The sequence below is a fragment of the Reyranella sp. genome (assembly GCF_965227665.1).
Classification (GTDB): domain Bacteria; phylum Pseudomonadota; class Alphaproteobacteria; order Reyranellales; family Reyranellaceae; genus Reyranella.
In genome coordinates this window covers 1,147,752-1,163,928 of record NZ_OZ245767.1, presented here as the reverse complement: position 1 = coordinate 1,163,928, position 16,177 = coordinate 1,147,752, and the positions used below count along the sequence as shown (strand labels likewise).

The 16,177-nt window shown below is 65.7% G+C and carries 14 protein-coding genes and 1 tRNA gene; 13 read left to right on the top strand and 2 right to left on the bottom strand.

Going from position 1 to position 16,177, the window contains the following annotated elements; translation table 11 throughout:
• Positions 1–141: 141 nt before the first annotated feature.
• The 13 genes from gyrA (at position 142) to ACO07I_RS05550 (ending at position 13,806) form a co-directional block, all read left to right on the top strand.
• Entirely contained in the window at positions 142–2,994 is a 2,853-nt protein-coding gene (gyrA, locus tag ACO07I_RS05610; protein ID WP_422015156.1) for a DNA gyrase subunit A, read from the top strand.
• A 55-nt stretch (positions 2,995–3,049) separates the two neighbouring features.
• Positions 3,050–3,556 carry a pantetheine-phosphate adenylyltransferase gene (gene coaD / locus ACO07I_RS05605; RefSeq protein WP_422015154.1) on the top strand — a complete coding sequence of 169 codons (507 nt, stop codon included), beginning with the start codon at positions 3,050–3,052 and terminating at the stop codon, positions 3,554–3,556.
• 87 nt (positions 3,557–3,643) lie between these two features.
• Positions 3,644–3,718: transfer RNA gene (locus tag ACO07I_RS05600), tRNA-Lys, on the top strand.
• Between the two features lie 28 nt (positions 3,719–3,746).
• On the top strand, positions 3,747–4,625 hold the full coding sequence (locus tag ACO07I_RS05595) for an ABC transporter permease (RefSeq protein ID WP_422015152.1): 879 nt from the start codon (positions 3,747–3,749) through the stop codon (positions 4,623–4,625).
• Positions 4,603–5,409 carry an ABC transporter ATP-binding protein gene (locus ACO07I_RS05590; protein ID WP_422015150.1) on the top strand — a complete coding sequence of 269 codons (807 nt, stop codon included), beginning with the start codon at positions 4,603–4,605 and terminating at the stop codon, positions 5,407–5,409. The genes ACO07I_RS05595 and ACO07I_RS05590 overlap by 23 nt, the downstream gene beginning before the upstream one ends.
• A gap of 6 nt (positions 5,410–5,415) precedes the next feature.
• The gene (locus ACO07I_RS05585; protein ID WP_422015148.1) at positions 5,416–6,582 is read left to right on the top strand and encodes a glycosyltransferase; all 1,167 of its coding nucleotides are present in this window, start codon (positions 5,416–5,418) and stop codon (positions 6,580–6,582) included.
• Positions 6,579–6,908, top strand: a complete 330-nt coding sequence (locus ACO07I_RS05580; RefSeq protein WP_422015146.1) for an STAS domain-containing protein — start codon at positions 6,579–6,581, stop codon at positions 6,906–6,908. The genes ACO07I_RS05585 and ACO07I_RS05580 overlap by 4 nt, the downstream gene beginning before the upstream one ends.
• A gap of 80 nt (positions 6,909–6,988) precedes the next feature.
• Positions 6,989–8,203 (top strand): polysaccharide biosynthesis/export family protein, encoded by a 1,215-nt coding sequence (locus ACO07I_RS05575; RefSeq protein WP_422015144.1) that lies wholly within the window; start codon positions 6,989–6,991, stop codon positions 8,201–8,203.
• An 86-nt stretch (positions 8,204–8,289) separates the two neighbouring features.
• The gene (locus ACO07I_RS05570) at positions 8,290–9,243 is read left to right on the top strand and encodes an HlyD family secretion protein (protein WP_422015142.1); all 954 of its coding nucleotides are present in this window, start codon (positions 8,290–8,292) and stop codon (positions 9,241–9,243) included.
• Positions 9,243–10,517: an ABC transporter permease gene (locus tag ACO07I_RS05565; RefSeq protein ID WP_422015140.1), complete on the top strand. Its 1,275-nt coding sequence runs from the start codon at positions 9,243–9,245 to the stop codon at positions 10,515–10,517. Before ACO07I_RS05570 ends, ACO07I_RS05565 begins: the two co-directional genes overlap by 1 nt.
• Before the next feature lie 5 nt (positions 10,518–10,522).
• Positions 10,523–11,236: an ABC transporter ATP-binding protein gene (locus ACO07I_RS05560; protein WP_422015138.1), complete on the top strand. Its 714-nt coding sequence runs from the start codon at positions 10,523–10,525 to the stop codon at positions 11,234–11,236.
• Between the two features lie 16 nt (positions 11,237–11,252).
• On the top strand, positions 11,253–12,497 hold the full coding sequence (locus ACO07I_RS05555; RefSeq protein ID WP_422015136.1) for a glycosyltransferase family 2 protein: 1,245 nt from the start codon (positions 11,253–11,255) through the stop codon (positions 12,495–12,497).
• Positions 12,498–12,507: 10 nt separating this feature from the next.
• The gene (locus ACO07I_RS05550) at positions 12,508–13,806 is read left to right on the top strand and encodes a glycosyltransferase (protein WP_422015134.1); all 1,299 of its coding nucleotides are present in this window, start codon (positions 12,508–12,510) and stop codon (positions 13,804–13,806) included.
• Here ACO07I_RS05550 and ACO07I_RS05545 read toward each other — a convergent pair.
• Complete coding sequence (locus tag ACO07I_RS05545; RefSeq protein WP_422015132.1) at positions 13,803–14,765, bottom strand: hypothetical protein; 963 nt, start codon at positions 14,763–14,765, stop codon at positions 13,803–13,805. The genes ACO07I_RS05550 and ACO07I_RS05545 overlap by 4 nt on opposite strands.
• A 2-nt stretch (positions 14,766–14,767) precedes the next feature.
• A complete protein-coding gene (locus tag ACO07I_RS05540) occupies positions 14,768–16,174 on the bottom strand; it encodes a mannose-1-phosphate guanylyltransferase/mannose-6-phosphate isomerase (RefSeq protein WP_422015130.1) in 1,407 nt (468 codons plus the stop codon).
• Positions 16,175–16,177: the final 3 nt, after the last annotated feature.

Here is a 16,177-nt window from a genome sequence, read left to right as displayed (position 1 = left end):
TTAGTCAATAAAATCAAAGCATTAAAGGGCGGTCCGCTGGGCGATTTTTGTTGGTCTTCCGGGGCTTGTTTGGTAGGTTGCGGAATACCCCTGCCGGAGTCTCCGGACGGGCTGCAAGAACGAGAAAAATCTCAGGTCTCCGTGAGCGACGATACGACCCTGCCGCCGGCGCCGCCGCCCTCCGACGCGCCTCCGCCCCCGTCTTCCCCGCACGATATCGCGCCGATCACCATCGAAGAGGAGATGCGCCGCTCGTATCTCGATTACGCCATGAGCGTGATCGTGTCGCGGGCGCTCCCCGACGCGCGTGACGGGCTGAAGCCGGTGCAGCGCCGCATTCTCTACGCGATGAAGGAGGGGGGCTACGACTCGACGCGGCCCTTCCGCAAGTCTGCCCGCATCGTCGGCGACGTGATGGGCAAATATCACCCGCACGGCGACAGCGCGATCTACGACGCCATGGTCCGCATGGCGCAGGACTTCTCGATGCGGCTGCCGCTGATCTCGGGGCAGGGCAACTTCGGCTCGATGGATGGCGATCCGCCGGCGGCCATGCGTTATACCGAAGCGCGTCTCGCGACGGTCGCCGAGACGCTCCTCGATGACATCAACAAGGACACGGTCGAGTTCCAGCCGAACTACGACGAGCGCGAGAGCGAGCCGACGGTGTTGCCGGCGGCCTATCCGAACCTGCTGGCCAACGGCGCCGGTGGAATCGCGGTCGGCATGGCGACCAACATCCCGCCGCACAATCTCGGCGAGCTGATCGATGCCTGTCTGGCGCTGATCGCCAATCCGGAGCTAACGGTGCCGCAGCTCATGGAATATGTGCCGGGCCCGGATTTCCCGACCGGCGGCCTCATCCTCGGCCGCAACGGCATCCGCGCCGCGTTCGAGCTCGGCCGTGGCTCGATGATGATGCGCGCCAAGACCGCCATCGAGCAGAAGTCCGGCGGCCGCGAGTCGATCGTCGTCACCGAGATCCCGTACCAGGAGAACAAAGCCCGGTTGCACGAGCGCATCGCCGAGGTGGTGCGCGACAAGAAGGTCGAAGGCATCTCCGAGATCCGCGACGAGAGCGACAGGGACGGTGTGCGGCTGGTCATCGACCTGAAGCGCGACGCCATGGCCGACGTCGTGCTGAACCAGCTCTATCGCTTCACGCCGTTGCAGACGAGCTTCAGCGTCAACGCCCTGGCGCTCGACGGTGGCCGCCCCAAGCTGATGAGCCTCAAGGAGCTGCTCGAGGCCTTCATCCGGTTCCGGGCCGAGGTGATCACCCGGCGCACCCGCTTCGAGCTCAACCACGCGCGCGACCGCGCCCATGTGCTGGTCGGTCTCGCGATCGCCGTCGCCAATATCGACGAGGTGATTGCGATGATCCGCAGTTCGCCCGACCCGAACGTGGCGCGCGAGCGGCTGATGGCCAAGGACTGGCCGGCCGCGGACGTGAAGCCGCTGATCGACCTGATCGCCGAGCCTGGGCGGGAAGTCTCGGCCGAGGGAACCTACCGGCTCTCCGAGGCGCAGGCCCGCGCGATCCTCGAACTGCGCCTGCAGCGCCTCACCGGCCTGGAGCGCGACAAGATCGCCGAGGAGTTGACCGAGGTCGCGAAGCTGATCGAGGGCTATCTCGAGCTGCTGGGCGATCGCGGCAAGCTGTTCGCGCTGATGGGCGAGGAGCTGCGCGAGATCAAGGAGAACTACGCCACGCCGCGGCGGACCCAGATCGTCGACAACGAGTTCGAGCAGGACGTCGAGGACCTGATCCAGCGCGAGGACATGGTCGTGACGGTGACCCATGGCGGTTACGTCAAGCGCGTGCCGGTGTCGGCCTACCGGGCGCAGCGGCGCGGCGGCAAGGGCCGCTCCGGCATGGCGACGCGCGAGGACGATTTCGTGTCGAGCCTGTTCGTGGCCAATACGCATACGCCGGTGCTGTTCTTCTCCAGCCGCGGCATCGTCTACAAGCTCAAGGTCTGGCGGCTGCCGCTCGGGGCCCCGCAGGCGCGCGGCAAGGCGTTCGTGAACCTGCTGCCGCTCAGCGAGGGCGAGACCATCAGCGCCGTCATGCCGATGCCGGAGGACGAATCGAGCTGGGCCAAGCTGAACGTCATGTTCGCGACGGCGCGCGGCGGCGTGCGCCGCAACGAGCTCAGCGACTTCACCAGCGTCAACCAGGGCGGCAAGATTGCCATGAAGTTCGACGGCGAGGATGCCGGCGATCGCCTGATCGGCGTCGGTGTCTGCACCGAGGAGCAGGACGTGCTGCTGGCGACCCGCCAGGGCCGCGCCATGCGGTTCCCGGTCTCGACGGTCCGCGTCTTCGCCAGCCGCAATTCGACCGGCGTTCGCGGCATCGCACTGGCCGAGGGCGACGAGGTGATCTCGATGTCCCTGGTCGACGGCGGCAAGGGAATCCCGACCGAAGACAGGGACGCCTATCTGCGTCAGTCGCGGGCCCTGCGACAGGCGGAGAACGCCACGGAGTCGGGCGAGCCTCTGGTGGAGACGACGGAAGAGGACGCCGCTGTCGGCGAGGAGGCGGCTTCGACCGCGCATATCCTGTCGCCCGAACGATTCGCCGAACTGCGCGCGAAGGAAGAGTTCGTGCTCACAGTCGCCTCGTCCGGCTTCGGGAAGCGGACCTCGGCCTACGAGTATCGGGTGACCGGTCGCGGCGGCAAGGGCGTGGAACTGATGAGCCTGGCCAAAGGCGGCGAGATCGTCGCGGCAGTGCCGGTGCTCGACACCGATGAGATCATGCTGGTGACAGACGCCGGCACGCTCATCCGCTGCCCTGTGGATGGAATCCGGATCGCGGGGCGTGCGACTCGCGGTGTGCGCATCGTCAACGTGAGCGAGGGCGAGCGGGTCGTGACCGCCGTTCGGATCGGCGACGACGATGCCGGCAACGGCGGAAGCGGCGACGTCCCGGCGGATCCGAATACGGGAACAGAGCAGGACTCCAGTTCCGAAACAAACGGTGGATAAGGACCGGTCGTGTCGCTAAGACTTCGCCGTCGCAGTCTGCGTACAAGGGGGAGACATGGCCGCAGAACGCACCGGGGTTTATCCGGGCACGTTCGATCCCATCACGAGCGGGCACATGGAAGTCGTGCGTCGCTCGCTGCGCCTCGTAGACAGGCTGGTCATCGGCCCGCACATCAATGTGGGCAAGGGGCCGCTTTTCTCGCTCGAGGAGCGGATCGAAATCATCAACGAGGACATCGCGGATTTCCCACAGGCGGACCGCGATCGCATCACGGTGGTGCCGTTCGAGGGCTTGTTGATCCATTTTGCGCGCGATGTGAACGCTTCGGTCATCATCCGCGGGCTGCGGGCCGTCTCGGACTTCGAGTACGAAATTCAGATGGCCAACATGAATGCCCGTATGGAGCCTGCGATCGAAACCATCTTCCTGATGGCCTCCGACCGGCACCAGTTCATCGCCTCGTCCCTGGTGAAGGACATCGCCCGGCTGGGGGGCGACACGTCGCAGTTCGTGTCCAAGAAGGTATTCGAGCGCCTGAAGGCCAAGTTCGCAAAGGCGTGAGGGCGGCAGGGGTCGCGTTGACCATCGGCCCTTCGCACTTTATATCGGCGCCGCGCGGTGGAGAAGCCCGCGGCGCGGAACCGGAAAGAGCCCGTAGCTCAGCGGTAGAGCATCTGACTTTTAATCAGAGGGTCGTGGGATCGTACCCCACCGGGCTCACCACTGGACCCAAGAAGGAGAAGAACGGCTCATGCCGTCGGTGAAAGTCGTCAACGGCAAGCAGATCGTGGTCGAGCATCTCGGTCCGATCGAGCGCGTCATCAGCTTCATCGTGAAGCCGTTCGTGCGCATGCTGCAGCATCGCGACCTGATCGCTGCCATCCTGCGGCGTGAAGTGCGCGAACGCTTCAAGGGATCGATCGCCGGATGGATCTGGGCGATCATTGCGCCCCTGTTGATGATCGCCGTCTATTCCTTGGTGTTCAGCACGGCCCTGACTCTGCCGCTGCCCGAAAATCTTGCCAAGAGCCAGGCGGGTTACGCCCTGTTCATCTTCGGCGGCCTCATCATCTTCAATTTCTTCTCAGAGATGGCGTTTCGTGCACCGATGCTGCTGCACGAGTACACCCATTTCATCAAGCAGACGATCTTTCCCAGCGACATGCTGGCGGTGATCTCGACGCTGCGCGCCACGGCCTATACGCTGATCTCCCTGGCGGTGATGCTGCTGTTCCAATTGGCGGTGATCGGCGAGCTGCCCGTGACGGTGCTGTTGCTGCCGTTCATTTTCATCCCGTTCATCGCGTTCTTGATCGGCATGTCATGGTTCTTGGCGGCTCTCGGAGCATTCACGCGCGATGCCGGCTATCTGATGATCACGATCGTGCCTCTTTTCATGTTTGCGACGCCGATCTTCTATCTGCCGTCGATGGTGCCGGCGCCCTACGATTTTTGGATGTATGGCAATGCGCTGGTTTGCTTTGTTGAAATTCTGCGCGACTTGGTGCTGGGGGGCAGATTGCCCAACATGATCCTGTACGGCTGGACATTGTTTATTTCGCTGTTCAGCTTCTATTTCGGCTACTGGTTCTTTGACAGGTATCGGAATGTCATCGTCGACGTCCTCTGAGATCGTCGTCGAGGCGAAGAACCTCGGCAAGGCTTTCCAGCTCTATGCTCACCGCAACGACTGGTTGAAGCAGGTCCTGTTCGGCTGGTGGAAGGCGTACTTCAAGCCGTTCTGGGTGCTGCGCGACATCAGCCTCGAGGTGAGGAAGGGCGAGAGCATCGGCATCCTCGGTCGCAATGGCTGCGGCAAGTCCACCCTGCTTCAGGTGGTTTGCGGCATGACTTTGCCGAGCCATGGAGAGCTTCGCGTCACGGGCCGCATCGCACCGGTGCTGGCACTGGGCTCGACCTTCGACATGGAACTGTCGGGTCGCGAGAACGTCCTGATCGGCGGCGCCGTGCTCGGCCTGAAGCGCAGCGAGGTCCTCCGCAAGTTCCAGTCGATCGCCGAGTTCGCCGGCATCGGCGAGTACATGGACCAGCCGGTGAAGCACTATTCGATGGGCATGCGCACGCGTCTCGCCTTTTCGATCTGTGCGCATGTCGAGGCCGAGATCCTGGTCGTCGACGAAGCGCTGTCGGTCGGCGACGCCGCGTTCCAGCGCAAGTGCCTCGACTGGATCGACAATTTCCGCAAGACGGGGACGCTGCTCTTCGTGTCCCATTCGATGGCCGAGGTCCGTCGCCTGTGCACGCGCGCGATCTGGATCGAAGAGGGTCGCATCCGCGAACAGGGTGATCCCAACGACGTCATCCGCTCCTACCATCGCGCCCTGCTGGTCGAGAAGGACGACGTCCAGCGATTCTCTTCCGGAAACGCCAAGCAGGTCGCAGCGGGCGAGTAGGGCCTCATGGAGCCGGGCATCCTGGCGTGGCTCGGCTTCGGCTGGTGGTCGCTCGGCTCGACGATCCAGTGGGCAAGTGCCGCGCTGGGTCGGTCGCCGCGGGCAATTTCGGATATCCGGCACCAGGTGCGCGACTTCAGCATCGTGGCGCCGATGGCCGGTGCCGAGGATGCGACGGCGGACTATGTCGAGGTGCTGCGCCGGCTGGCGGAGGCGGGGGCGGAAGTCCTGATCTGCGTCGCCCGTGAGGACGATGCCGCCGTGGCGCCAACGAAAAAGCTCTGGCCGGAGGCGCCGATCCTCGTCGGTAGCGACGATACCTTCAACCCCAAGATGAATAACGTCCGCAAAGGGCTGGAGGCGGCCAGCCGGGACGTGGTGGCGCTTTGCGACGCCGGCATCCGGCTCGGCGCCGACGAGTTGACCCGCGCCGCCGCACCGCTCGCGGCCGGGGCAGGACTGGTGCTTGCGCTCAAGGCGGCCGATGAGCCGGGGAGCTTCGCGGCCGAGATCGAGCGTGCCTATATCGACGGCCATCAGGCCAAGTTCCTGTTCGCCGCGGATCGGCTGGGCGTGGCCGTGGCCTCCGGTGGCGTCACGATCATGACCCGCGACACCCTGCAGCGGATCGGCAACTGGCGGGGCTTCAACCGATGGATCGCGGACGACTACTCGGTCGTGCGCACGGTTCGTGAACTCGGCCTCACCACCTGTCTCGGGGCGGTGATGCCGCGCCTGCCGCTCGGGGTGCGATCCTGGTCGACGGTCTGGCGACGCCAGGTCCGGTGGGCTCGCACGAGGCTGCGCCTGCCGGTCTGGCCGCTCGTCCTGTGGGAGCCGGCAATCGGCTGGGCCGCGACCGGCGCCGCAGGCGCCGCCGCGCTTTTCTGTTCGGGGGCGAACGCTGCGACGATCGGACTCGCGCTGGTGGTCCATACCGTCGCCTGGCTGTTGGCGGAGAAATGGTTCATGACGGGCCATGGTCTCGCGTTCGGCCCGCGCGCCGCGGCCGCCGCGCTGGTTCGCGAAGCCCTGGCGCCCGTTCTGATCGCGAGTGCGCTTTCGAGCCGGGCCATCGATTGGCGCGGTACCGACCTCGGGGGGCAATGGCGGGACCGGCGCGCATCGGCAAAAGAGTCGTCGGGGAATACCGTGACCAGGAAGTCCATATGAGCAGCAGAAACAACGGCCAGCCGATCTCCACCGTTATGCTGCCGGCAAAGGTCGACACGTTCACCGTGGCCGCTGTCGAAGCCATGCTCCTGGCGGAACTCCGGCCGGGAGCCCGAATCATCGTCGATGGCAGCGCGGTTGCGTACATGAGCGCCGCCGGGGTTCGGACCTTTGCGACGGTCATGCATGAGGCGGCAAAGGTCGAGGCGCGCGTCGTGTTCTGCAGCTTCCACGGAGCCTCCTGGGATTGCCTGCTCGTCAGCGGATTCTCCGAACTTCTCGAGATCGCCGAGACGACCGCGCAGGCCACAGCGCGTCTGGAGTAGGATCGGTGGCGATCCGGCGGGGAATGCTTGCGCCAGCGCGCCACCGCGGGTTAACTACGACCGGGCTGAGAGCGATATCAATGAGTTGGGACGAGGCGCCGCACAGCGTGGCGACAGTTCCGGACGGAGATTGGGATTTGACAATCTGGAGCTGGCTGCGTGCCACCGCGCGCCCTACGGCCATTGTCCTCGGCTTGGGTTTTGGCTTGGCGGCCTGTACCGCCTTGCCCGGTGACGGTCCGTGGATGGGCGGCGCAGCCTCCACGACCACCGAGGCCTTGCCGTTCGACGTGATCGACCTCACGCCAACGACGATCGCGAACTACCGCCAGCCGCCGCCGATCGATCGCCCCTCGACGGTCAGCAATCTACCCGCGGGAGGCCGTGTTGCCGTGGCCCCGGGCGACGCCATCAAGGTGCGCATCTTCGAGCCCTACGAAGGCAGCATTTTCCCGACCATCCAGCGGCCTGGAGCGGATTTCGGCGTCCAGCGCGTTACCGATGACGGCACGATCAACGTACCCTTCGTCGGTACGATCAAGGTCGCCGGGCTCGACTTGAGCCAGATCGAGAAGAAGGTCGCCCAGCAGGTGACGGCGACGGGCAAGGCCCAGGAGCCGCAGGTCATCGTCGAGTTCGTCGCCGACCGGACACATACCGTCATGGTGTCGGGCGATGTCAGGAATCCCGGCCGGGTCTCCCTGCTCGAAGGCGTCCGCACGGTCGTCGAGGCGATCAACAAGGCGGGCGGTCCCGCCGGGATCGGGGGTCAGTCAGCGAACGGAGTAGGAGCCAACCAGTTCGAAGTGATCGTGCGCCGCAACGGCCAGATCATTTTGCAGTCGCAGTTTTCCGACGTCCTGGCCGGCGGTGATATCGGTCTCCAGAAGAACGACGAGATCGTGGTGCGTCCCAATCCGCGCGTATTCACGGTTCTCGGAGCCGTGGTGAAGGCGGGCAATGTCGACATGTCCAAGCACACGGTCAGCCTTCTCGAGGCGATGGGTATGGTGGGCGGCTTGAATGACACGCGGGCCAACAAGACTGGCGTGTATGTGTTCCGATTGGGCGAGTTGCAGACCAATCCCACGGCCCGGGCGAAAGTGTTCCGCCTGGACCTCTATCAGCCGGTGTCCATCTTCATCGCACAGCAGTTTCCCGTGCAGCCCAAGGACGTCGTCTACATTACGAACGCCCCGCTCTACGAGTACGACAAGATATTGACATCAATCTATCGTACCGTTTCGATTGTTGGAGTCGCGAGAGGAAACATCGTCTCGACGGGCGGCTTCTAACTAGGGGCAGCGTGCCCGAGGGTTTTCTGGTACTATCTGTTATGGCGCAGGCAAAAAAGTTCACTTGGGGCGCCACAGGATTGGCCGTGCTGCTCGTCGCGGCGGCGCTGACCCTGTGGATGATGCCCAGCCGGCAAACCAGCAGCGCGCAGGACGGTCCTCGTCCGGTGGCGCCGTTGATTTCGCGCGGCTACACCGATGCGCCGGCCGGTACGGCACTCATTGCCGGCGATCCCGCTGGCGGCGGCGTGCTGATCGAACTTCGGATCACCGACGGCCAGAAGGTGAAGCGCGACGAGATCATTGCCGTGCTGTCCAATTATCCCAAAGCCGACATTGCCGTCCGCACCACCGAGGCGGAACTCTCCAAGACCCGCCAGGCACGTGAGGCGATGGTCAGTGGCTATCGCGCCGCTGAGATCGCGATGCAGGAAGTCGTGGTCAAGTCGACGGCCGAAGAGGTCAAGCTCAAGAGTCTCGAGATGCAGCGCTCCGGCAAGCCGCCGGATCAGAAGCAGCTGGAACAGAGCATTTCCCAGCAGAGTCTCGAGCGCGAGCAGGCCAAGCTGCGCGTCCTGAAGGAGACGCTGCAGACCGATCTGCAGCAGATCGACACGGACATCTCGATCATCCAGGCGAAGCTCGACAATGCGCGCAACACGCGCGAACAGGCCCTGGTGCGGTCGCCCCTGGATGGCATGGTGATCCAGATCTACACCCGCCAGGGGGAGCGCGTTTCTCCCAACGGGATCGCCAAGATCGTCGACCTGTCGCAGCTGCGCGTCCTGGCCGATGTCGACGAGTTGAACGTCGGACGCATCGCGGCCGGCGGCAAGGTCGAGGTGACGTTCCGGGGCAGCACGACGGTTTACCATGGGACGATCTCGCGGGTCGCCCCGACCGTGAAGCGGATGCAGCGCATGGAGCCCGATGGCGGTTCGTCCACGGACGCGCGCGTGGTCCAGGTCGAGATCCAGCTCGATGACCCGTCCAGCATGCCGCAGGTCCTGGGCCGCGAGACACGCGTCACCTTTCTCTGATGGCGCTCACCCTGCCAGCGGCGAAGTCGCAGCCGCGGCGCTGGTTCAGCTGGCTGCCGAGCTTCTCCCTTTCCCGTTTGCGCGCCGCTGCGATCACCGCGACGCGCATGCCGTTGGGCTCCCAGCAGCTCAAGCGCCAGCGCACGAGCACGCTTCTGTCGCTCGCCGGCGTGACGGCCAGCCTGCTGGTGATCTTCGCCCAGCTGGGCATCGAGCGCGCCGTCTACGATTCGGCGATCCGGCTTCACCGCTCGGTGGTTGGCGACCTCGTCATGGTGCCCTACGGCTTCAAGTCGCTGCAGCTTCACGCCGAGGTACCGGCATCCCTGACCGACGTTCTCGCCGCCAATCCCGAAGTGACCAATACGCTTCCGTTCTGGTTCGGCGTCATGTCCCTCACGCACAAGGGGATGGAAAGCGCGCGCCGGATTGCCTGGTATGCCGTCGATGTCGAGCGGCCGGCGATCGACGTGCCCGGCCTGCGCGAGAACCTCTATCGCCTGCGCGAAGCGCGCCGGATGCTCTACGATCGCGAGTCCCGGCCGTATTTCGGCGATCTCGCGGACCAGGTCGGACCGGGCAAGCCCGAATTCCAGGTGCTGGGTCCGCCGGACAATCGAGGATTGCTGCGCCAGCTCTTCGTTGTCGGCACCTTCGCGCTCGGCCCCAACGTGCTGAACGACGGCTCGATCATCATGTCGGAAGACACGATGGCCGAGGTGTTCGGTTCCTGGTGGTCCCAGCGGCCCGCCTTCATCGCGGTCCAGTTGGCCAAGGGGGCCGACGTCGATACCGTGCGCCAGCAACTCAACACGGCCCTCGCGGGGCGGGGCGAGGTCCTGACCCTGCGTGAGTTCGAGAGACGCGAGCGCACCTACTGGTCGCGCGAGACGCCGGTCGGCTATATCACCGACCTGGGCTTCGTGATGGGCGTGATGATCGGCATGGTCTTCATCTACTATGCCCAGTACCAGATCATCCGCTTCTACCTGCCCGAATACGCCATCCTGAAGAGCCTGGGCTACGATTGGTGGTTCTTCCTGTTCATGATCGCCCAGATCGGTGCAGCCATCATCACGCCGGCCTTCCTCGTGGCCTTCACCCTCGGGCGCTTCGTCTACGGCGCCACGGAAGCGGCCATGCATCTCGGCATGTCGATGGGACTGCGCGAGATGGTCGTGGCCCTGGTCGCCTGCCTGATCATGACCCTGGTCTCCAGCCTCTTCGCCATCCGCCGCCTTTGGCGGGTCGACCCGATCATGCTGTTCGAGTGACCGCGATGTCAGACACTCACGGGTTCGGGCCGGCCGTCGTCGAGGCCGTCGACGTCCATCACCATTACGGCGAAGGCGCCCAGCGGGTGGACGTGTTGTTCGACATCAACATGCAGGTCCGCGAAGGTGAACTCGTGATCGTCACCGGCCCGTCGGGCTCGGGCAAGACGACGCTGCTCACCATCCTCGGAACCATGCGCAAGCCCTCCGAGGGCAAGCTGCGGCTGCTGGGCACCGACATCGTGGGCCTGGGCGGTCCCGACCTCGACGTGCTGCGCAATCGCATCCGCTTCCTGTTCCAGAAGCGCAATCTCCTGTCTTCTCTGACGGCCCTGCAGAACGTGATCGCCGGCGTCTCGACGACGCCGCTCGCCGATCCGGCCTGGGACGAACCGCGGGCGCGGCACCTGCTTGGCATGCTCGGGCTCGGCGACAAGGCCGCCGCTTGGCCCGACGAGTTGTCGGGTGGCCAGCAGCAGCGCGTCGCGATCGCCCGCACCATGATCGGCCTGCCCGATCTCATCATCGCCGACGAGCCGACCTCGGCGCTCGACCGTGTCTCGGGCCGTCTGGTGGTCGATCAGCTCAAGGACCTCTCGATGCGCGCCAAGTGCGCCGTGGTGCTGTCGACCCACGACGAGCGCATCTTCGACGTGGCGTCGCGCCGTCTCCATATCGAGGACGGCCGCTGCTTCGAAGTGCCCATTCACTACCATTGAACGCGGCGGCACCAGCATGCTGCTGTTCCTGATCGATCTCCTCGTGTTCCTGTGCCTCGCCGCGCAGTTCGCGATCGCGGGCTATTTCCTCTACCTGGTCTACTGGCTGTTCGAACTGCCGCGCGACGAAGCCCCGGCGCCCTCACTGCCCGCGGAACTGCCGCGCGTTCTGGTGCAGGTGCCGGTCTACAACGAGCCGCTGGTCGTGGAGCGTTCGATGGCGGCCATGGGCGCCCTCGACTGGCCGCGTGACCGGCTCACCATCCAGCTCCTCGACGACAGCAACGACATTACCTCCGATATCGCCGCGCATGCCATCGCGCGTCTGCGCCGCGCCGGCATCGACGCGCACCATGTCCGGCGCAGCGACCGCGGCGGCTTCAAGGCCGGCGCGCTGGCCGCGGGCCTGGCGCTCGACGACGCGCCCTATGTCGCGGTGTTCGACGCCGATTTCGTGCCGCCGCCGGGCTGGCTGAAGGAGGCCATGGCCGCGATGCTCAGCCATCCGCGTGCCGCCTTCGTGCAGACCCGCATCGAATGGGGGAACGGCGAGCGCAACTGGCTGACACGGGCCCAGCGCCTCATGCAGGACGCGCATTTCGCCGTCGAGCAGGACATACGTGCGCGCCGCGGCGTGCCGTTCCAGTTCAATGGGACAGGCGGCATCTGGCGCCGGGCCGCCGTCGAGGAGGCGGGTGGCTGGTCGCACGACACGCTGTCGGAGGATCTCGATCTCGTCCTCCGAACCTACCTCAAGGGCTGGACCGGCGTGTTCCTGATGGACACGCATGTGGTCGGAGAGCTGCCGCAGAAAGTCGAAGATTTCAGCGCCCAGCAGAGTCGCTGGTCGAAGGGCTTCGTGCAGGTCGCCCGCAAGCTGATGGGGCCGATCTGGAAGTCGGCCTGGCCGACCGAGGCCAAGCTGACGACCACCGTCGCGCTCGCCCAGCAGCTCGTCTTTCCGCTGATCGTGGTCGGCGTGCTGGGCCTGGTCGTCTCCATATTTGGCCATGGCCGGCTGCTCGGCTTTTTCCAGCTCGCTCTCTGGCTCTGGCTGATCGGCATGCTCGCGGTGCTGTTCGGCATGACGTGGGGCGCCTACCGCCGCCTGCAGCGCGGCGGGCTGGTGCGCTACCTGGTCACGGCTGCCAGCGTGCCCGCGCTGATCGTATATCTCGCCGTCGCCAATGCCGCCGCGATCGTCGGGGCAGGCTTCGGAAAGAAGACCGAGTTCAACCGCACACCCAAGACGGGGACCTGAGGCAGCGCCGATGGCCATTCTCGCCACCCTGGCGCTTCTCTTCGGCGCCGTCTTCGCGGTTTGCTGCGTGTTGCTCGCGGCCTTCATCGGCAGCCTGCTCTACATGGTCGTGCTGCACCATCGCCTGAAGCCCGCGGGGCTCCGACGAGAGGAAATCCTGCTGGCGACGCCGCTGCCGCCCGACGCGGAGCTGCCTCACGTCGTGGTTCAGATTCCTTCCTTCAACGAAGGTCCCGTCGTGCGGCGCGGTGCCGAATCGGCGGCGGCGCTCGACTGGCCGCGCGACAAGCTGCACATCCAGCTCCTGGACGACAGCACCGACGAGACGGCCGAAATGGTGCGCGAGGTCGCGGCCGAGCTGCGCGCCAAGGGGTACGACGTGGTGGCGCTGCAGCGGACCGATCGCAGCGGCTACAAGGGCGGCGCCTTGCACGAGGCGATGCAAAAGACGCCGCACGACTTCTTTGCGATTTTCGACGTCGACTACATTCCACCTGTGGACTTCCTGCGCGTCTGCATGCGGCCGTTCTTCGCCGAGCCGAAGACGGCCTTCGTCCAGGCCCGCTTCGACTTCCTCAATCCGCGCGAAAACGCGCTCACCGAGATGCAGATGGTGACGCTCGACGCCCATCTCGGCATCGAACAGGCGACGCGCTGCTGGGCCGGCCATCCGCTGCCGTTCAACGGCACCTGCGGGATCTGGCAGCGGGCCGCCATCGACGCCGGCGGCGGCTGGAAGGGCGACACGGTCACCGAGGATCTCGATCTCACCTACCGCGGCTGGGTGAAGGGCTGGCGGGCCCTGTTCCTCACCAGCGTCGGCGTGCCGGGCGAGCTGCCGGCCGACACCAAGACCTGGCTGCGTCAGCAGCAGCGCTGGCAGGATGGTTTCCGCCACGTCTCGATGCGGATGTTCCCCGAGATCCTGAGGAGCCGCGACATCACCCCCTCGGCCAAGCTGGCGGCCCTGCTGCACCTGTGCATGGCCCTCAACCAGCCGGTGCTGCTGGTGGGTGTGGTTTCCGGCATCCTCGCGGGCCTGCTGGCACCCTCGCTCGTGCCGCTCTTGCTGACACTGTTCGTCATCACCGTCGCCTGGGTGCTCGTCTGTGCGACGACGTTCCTGCGGGCCGGCCACAATTTCATCCGCGGCGGCGAGATCCCGCCGTTGCAGTTCGCCGTGGTCCTGCTGCGGTTCGTGGGCGGGCAGGTGGCGACCGTGGTGCGTTCGCTCGGCGTCCACGTGAAGAAGCTGTTCAGCAAGCCCAAGCCGGTCGTGTTCGACCGCACGCCCAAGCGCGGTACCTAAGCCAGCACGCTCTCGCGCAGCAGTGGGTGGTGGGCGCAGCGCAGGCCGCCCCCCAGCCGGATGGGCGCATCGAAGGGCAGGGGAATGACATCGACCTTGCGCCTGCGCAGCTCGTCAATGACGCGGCGGTTGTCGGCATCGACGATGACCCGGCCCGCCTCGAGCACGAGGCCGTTGGTGGCGAGCAGCGTGGCTTCCTCGGGCGAGACCTCGATCTTGTCCCAGTCGCGCAGCGACATCGGCAGGCCGTCGATCAGCTTCTGCGGGCAGTGGATCAGCAGGCCGGGCTGGATCAGGGCCATCGCGCAGTCGAGATGGAGGACATGCGATTTCAGCGCGACGGGGATCACGCGGTAGGTGTCGCCGAGCAGGGCCTGCAGCCAGTCGGCGCCGGCGAGATCGGAGGCGCAGCCCGAGATTCCGACATAGATTTCGCGGCCGTTGAGCAGCGTATCGCCCCCTTCGAGGAAGGGACCGTCGACGCCGCCCGGCGAACCCAGCGGGACACTCGACCAATGCGCGCCCCTGGTTGCCACGGCCTTCTGAACGAGCGATCGCAGACCATAGCGCTCGCGCTGGCGGCATTTCAGGCGCAGCGAGGCGTCGATCACGTGCGTGTCGACGACGATCATGGCGTCGCGGGCGAACAGCTGGGCGCCTTCGCCGTTCGGCGCGAGGAAAGTGCGCTCATCGCCCTTCAGCCGCTGCGGGCGGTGCACCGTGACGCCCTCGCGCGCCACGAGTTCGGCCAGCGCATCGACCTGGCGCTCGATCCGGTGCGCCCATTCGGGATCGACGTCGATCAGCCGCTTCCCGGAGTGGCGGAGGCTGAATTCGAGCCCTTCCGGCGTCAGCCAGCGGCACGAGTCTTCATGGAAGACGACGAAGTCTTCGGCCGGCGAGATGCCGATCACCACATCGCGCAGCTTGCCCCATTCGTGGTGTGCGCCGAACAGCATGGTCAGACCCGGGCGTAGATGTCCTCGTAGCGGACGATGTCGTCTTCCTCGACATAGTCACCGGTCTGCACCTCGACCACTTCCAGCAGTTCGGTCCCCGGATTGGCGAGGCGATGGACGCCGCCGATCGGGATATAGGTCGATTCGTTCTCGCGCAGGGTCATGACCTTGCCGTCGAGCGTGACCTCGGCGATGCCTTTGACGACGACCCAATGCTCGGCACGGCGATTGTGGCTCTGCAGGCTGAGCTTGGCGCCGGGCTTGACGGTCAGCCGCTTGGCGCGGAATCGCTCGCCGCGGTCGATGTCCTGATAGCTGCCCCACGGGCGATGCATGAGCGCGTGCTCGGTCGCGGCGCGGTGCTTGCCGTCCGACATGCGTTGCACGACGTCCTTCAGGCGAGGGAGGTTGTCGCGATGACCGACCAGCACGGCGTCGTTCATCGACACGACCACCACGTCCTCGACGCCGATCACGGCGGTCAGCGGGCCGTCGGACCGGATGTAGGAGTTGCGCACATGGTCGATCTCGACCGGACCCTCGGTGACGTTGCCTTCGCTGTCGGCATGGCCGACATCGAGCAGCGCATCCCAGGTGCCCAGATCGGACCAGCGGAAGCGGGCCGGGACCACCCAGCACTTGTCCGTCCGCTCCATCACGGCGTAGTCGATCGACTTGGCCGGCGCCTTGGCGAAGGCATCGGGGTCGAGGAACACCGTCGAGTCGGTTCTCCGGGCCTTGGCCACGGCCTCCTCGGCAGCGGCCGCCATGGCCGGTTCGAAGCGGGCCATTTCCGACAGCAGCAGGGCGGGCGGGAACAGGAAGTTGCCGCTGTTCCACAGCAGGCCCTCGGCGATGTACTGCATCGCCTTCTGGGCATTGGGTTTCTCGACGAAGGCTGCGACCTTCATCACCGGCCCGATCTTTTCAGTGCCGGGGCGGATATAGCCGTAGTCGGTCTTGGGCTCCGTGGGCGGGATGCCGAAGGTCACGATGCCGCCCTGTTCGACCGCCACCAGGCCCTCGCGGCATCCGGCGAGGAACTCCTCGGCGCCGATCACCAGATGGTCGGACGCGAGCGCCAGCACGGCTTTCGCGCCGAGGTCGCGCGTATAGGCGGCGGCGGCGGCCATGGCCGGGCCGGAATCGCGCCGCGACGGCTCGACCAGGATGTCGATGTCGACCCCGATCTCGCGGGCCTGGCTCTCGCACATGAAGCGATAGGCGTCGTTGGTGGCGATCACCGGCTTGCCGAACAGGCTGCGATCGGCCACGCGCAGAAGCGTCTGCTGGAAGGTCGACTGCTTGCCCAGCAGCGGCACGAACTGCTTGGGCATGCTTTCGCGCGACAGCGGCCACAGGCGCTTGCCGGAGCCTCCGACGAGGATAACGGGCGTGATGAGCGACATTTC

What these genes read in the sequence shown, in the direction of transcription:
- coaD (WP_422015154.1), top strand. Translation starts at nt 3,050, where the DNA reads ATGGCCGCAGAACGCACCGGGGTTTATCCGGGCACGTTCGATCCCATC.
- ACO07I_RS05580 (WP_422015146.1), top strand. Translation starts at nt 6,579, where the DNA reads ATGAGCAGCAGAAACAACGGCCAGCCGATCTCCACCGTTATGCTGCCG.
- ACO07I_RS05550 (WP_422015134.1), top strand. Translation starts at nt 12,508, where the DNA reads ATGGCCATTCTCGCCACCCTGGCGCTTCTCTTCGGCGCCGTCTTCGCG.
- ACO07I_RS05585 (WP_422015148.1), top strand. Translation starts at nt 5,416, where the DNA reads ATGGAGCCGGGCATCCTGGCGTGGCTCGGCTTCGGCTGGTGGTCGCTC.
- ACO07I_RS05575 (WP_422015144.1), top strand. Translation starts at nt 6,989, where the DNA reads ATGAGTTGGGACGAGGCGCCGCACAGCGTGGCGACAGTTCCGGACGGA.
- ACO07I_RS05560 (WP_422015138.1), top strand. Translation starts at nt 10,523, where the DNA reads ATGTCAGACACTCACGGGTTCGGGCCGGCCGTCGTCGAGGCCGTCGAC.
- ACO07I_RS05555 (WP_422015136.1), top strand. Translation starts at nt 11,253, where the DNA reads ATGCTGCTGTTCCTGATCGATCTCCTCGTGTTCCTGTGCCTCGCCGCG.
- ACO07I_RS05545 (WP_422015132.1), bottom strand. Translation starts at nt 14,765, where the DNA reads ATGCTGTTCGGCGCACACCACGAATGGGGCAAGCTGCGCGATGTGGTG.
- ACO07I_RS05590 (WP_422015150.1), top strand. Translation starts at nt 4,603, where the DNA reads ATGTCATCGTCGACGTCCTCTGAGATCGTCGTCGAGGCGAAGAACCTC.
- ACO07I_RS05565 (WP_422015140.1), top strand. Translation starts at nt 9,243, where the DNA reads ATGGCGCTCACCCTGCCAGCGGCGAAGTCGCAGCCGCGGCGCTGGTTC.
- ACO07I_RS05540 (WP_422015130.1), bottom strand. Translation starts at nt 16,174, where the DNA reads ATGTCGCTCATCACGCCCGTTATCCTCGTCGGAGGCTCCGGCAAGCGC.
- ACO07I_RS05595 (WP_422015152.1), top strand. Translation starts at nt 3,747, where the DNA reads ATGCCGTCGGTGAAAGTCGTCAACGGCAAGCAGATCGTGGTCGAGCAT.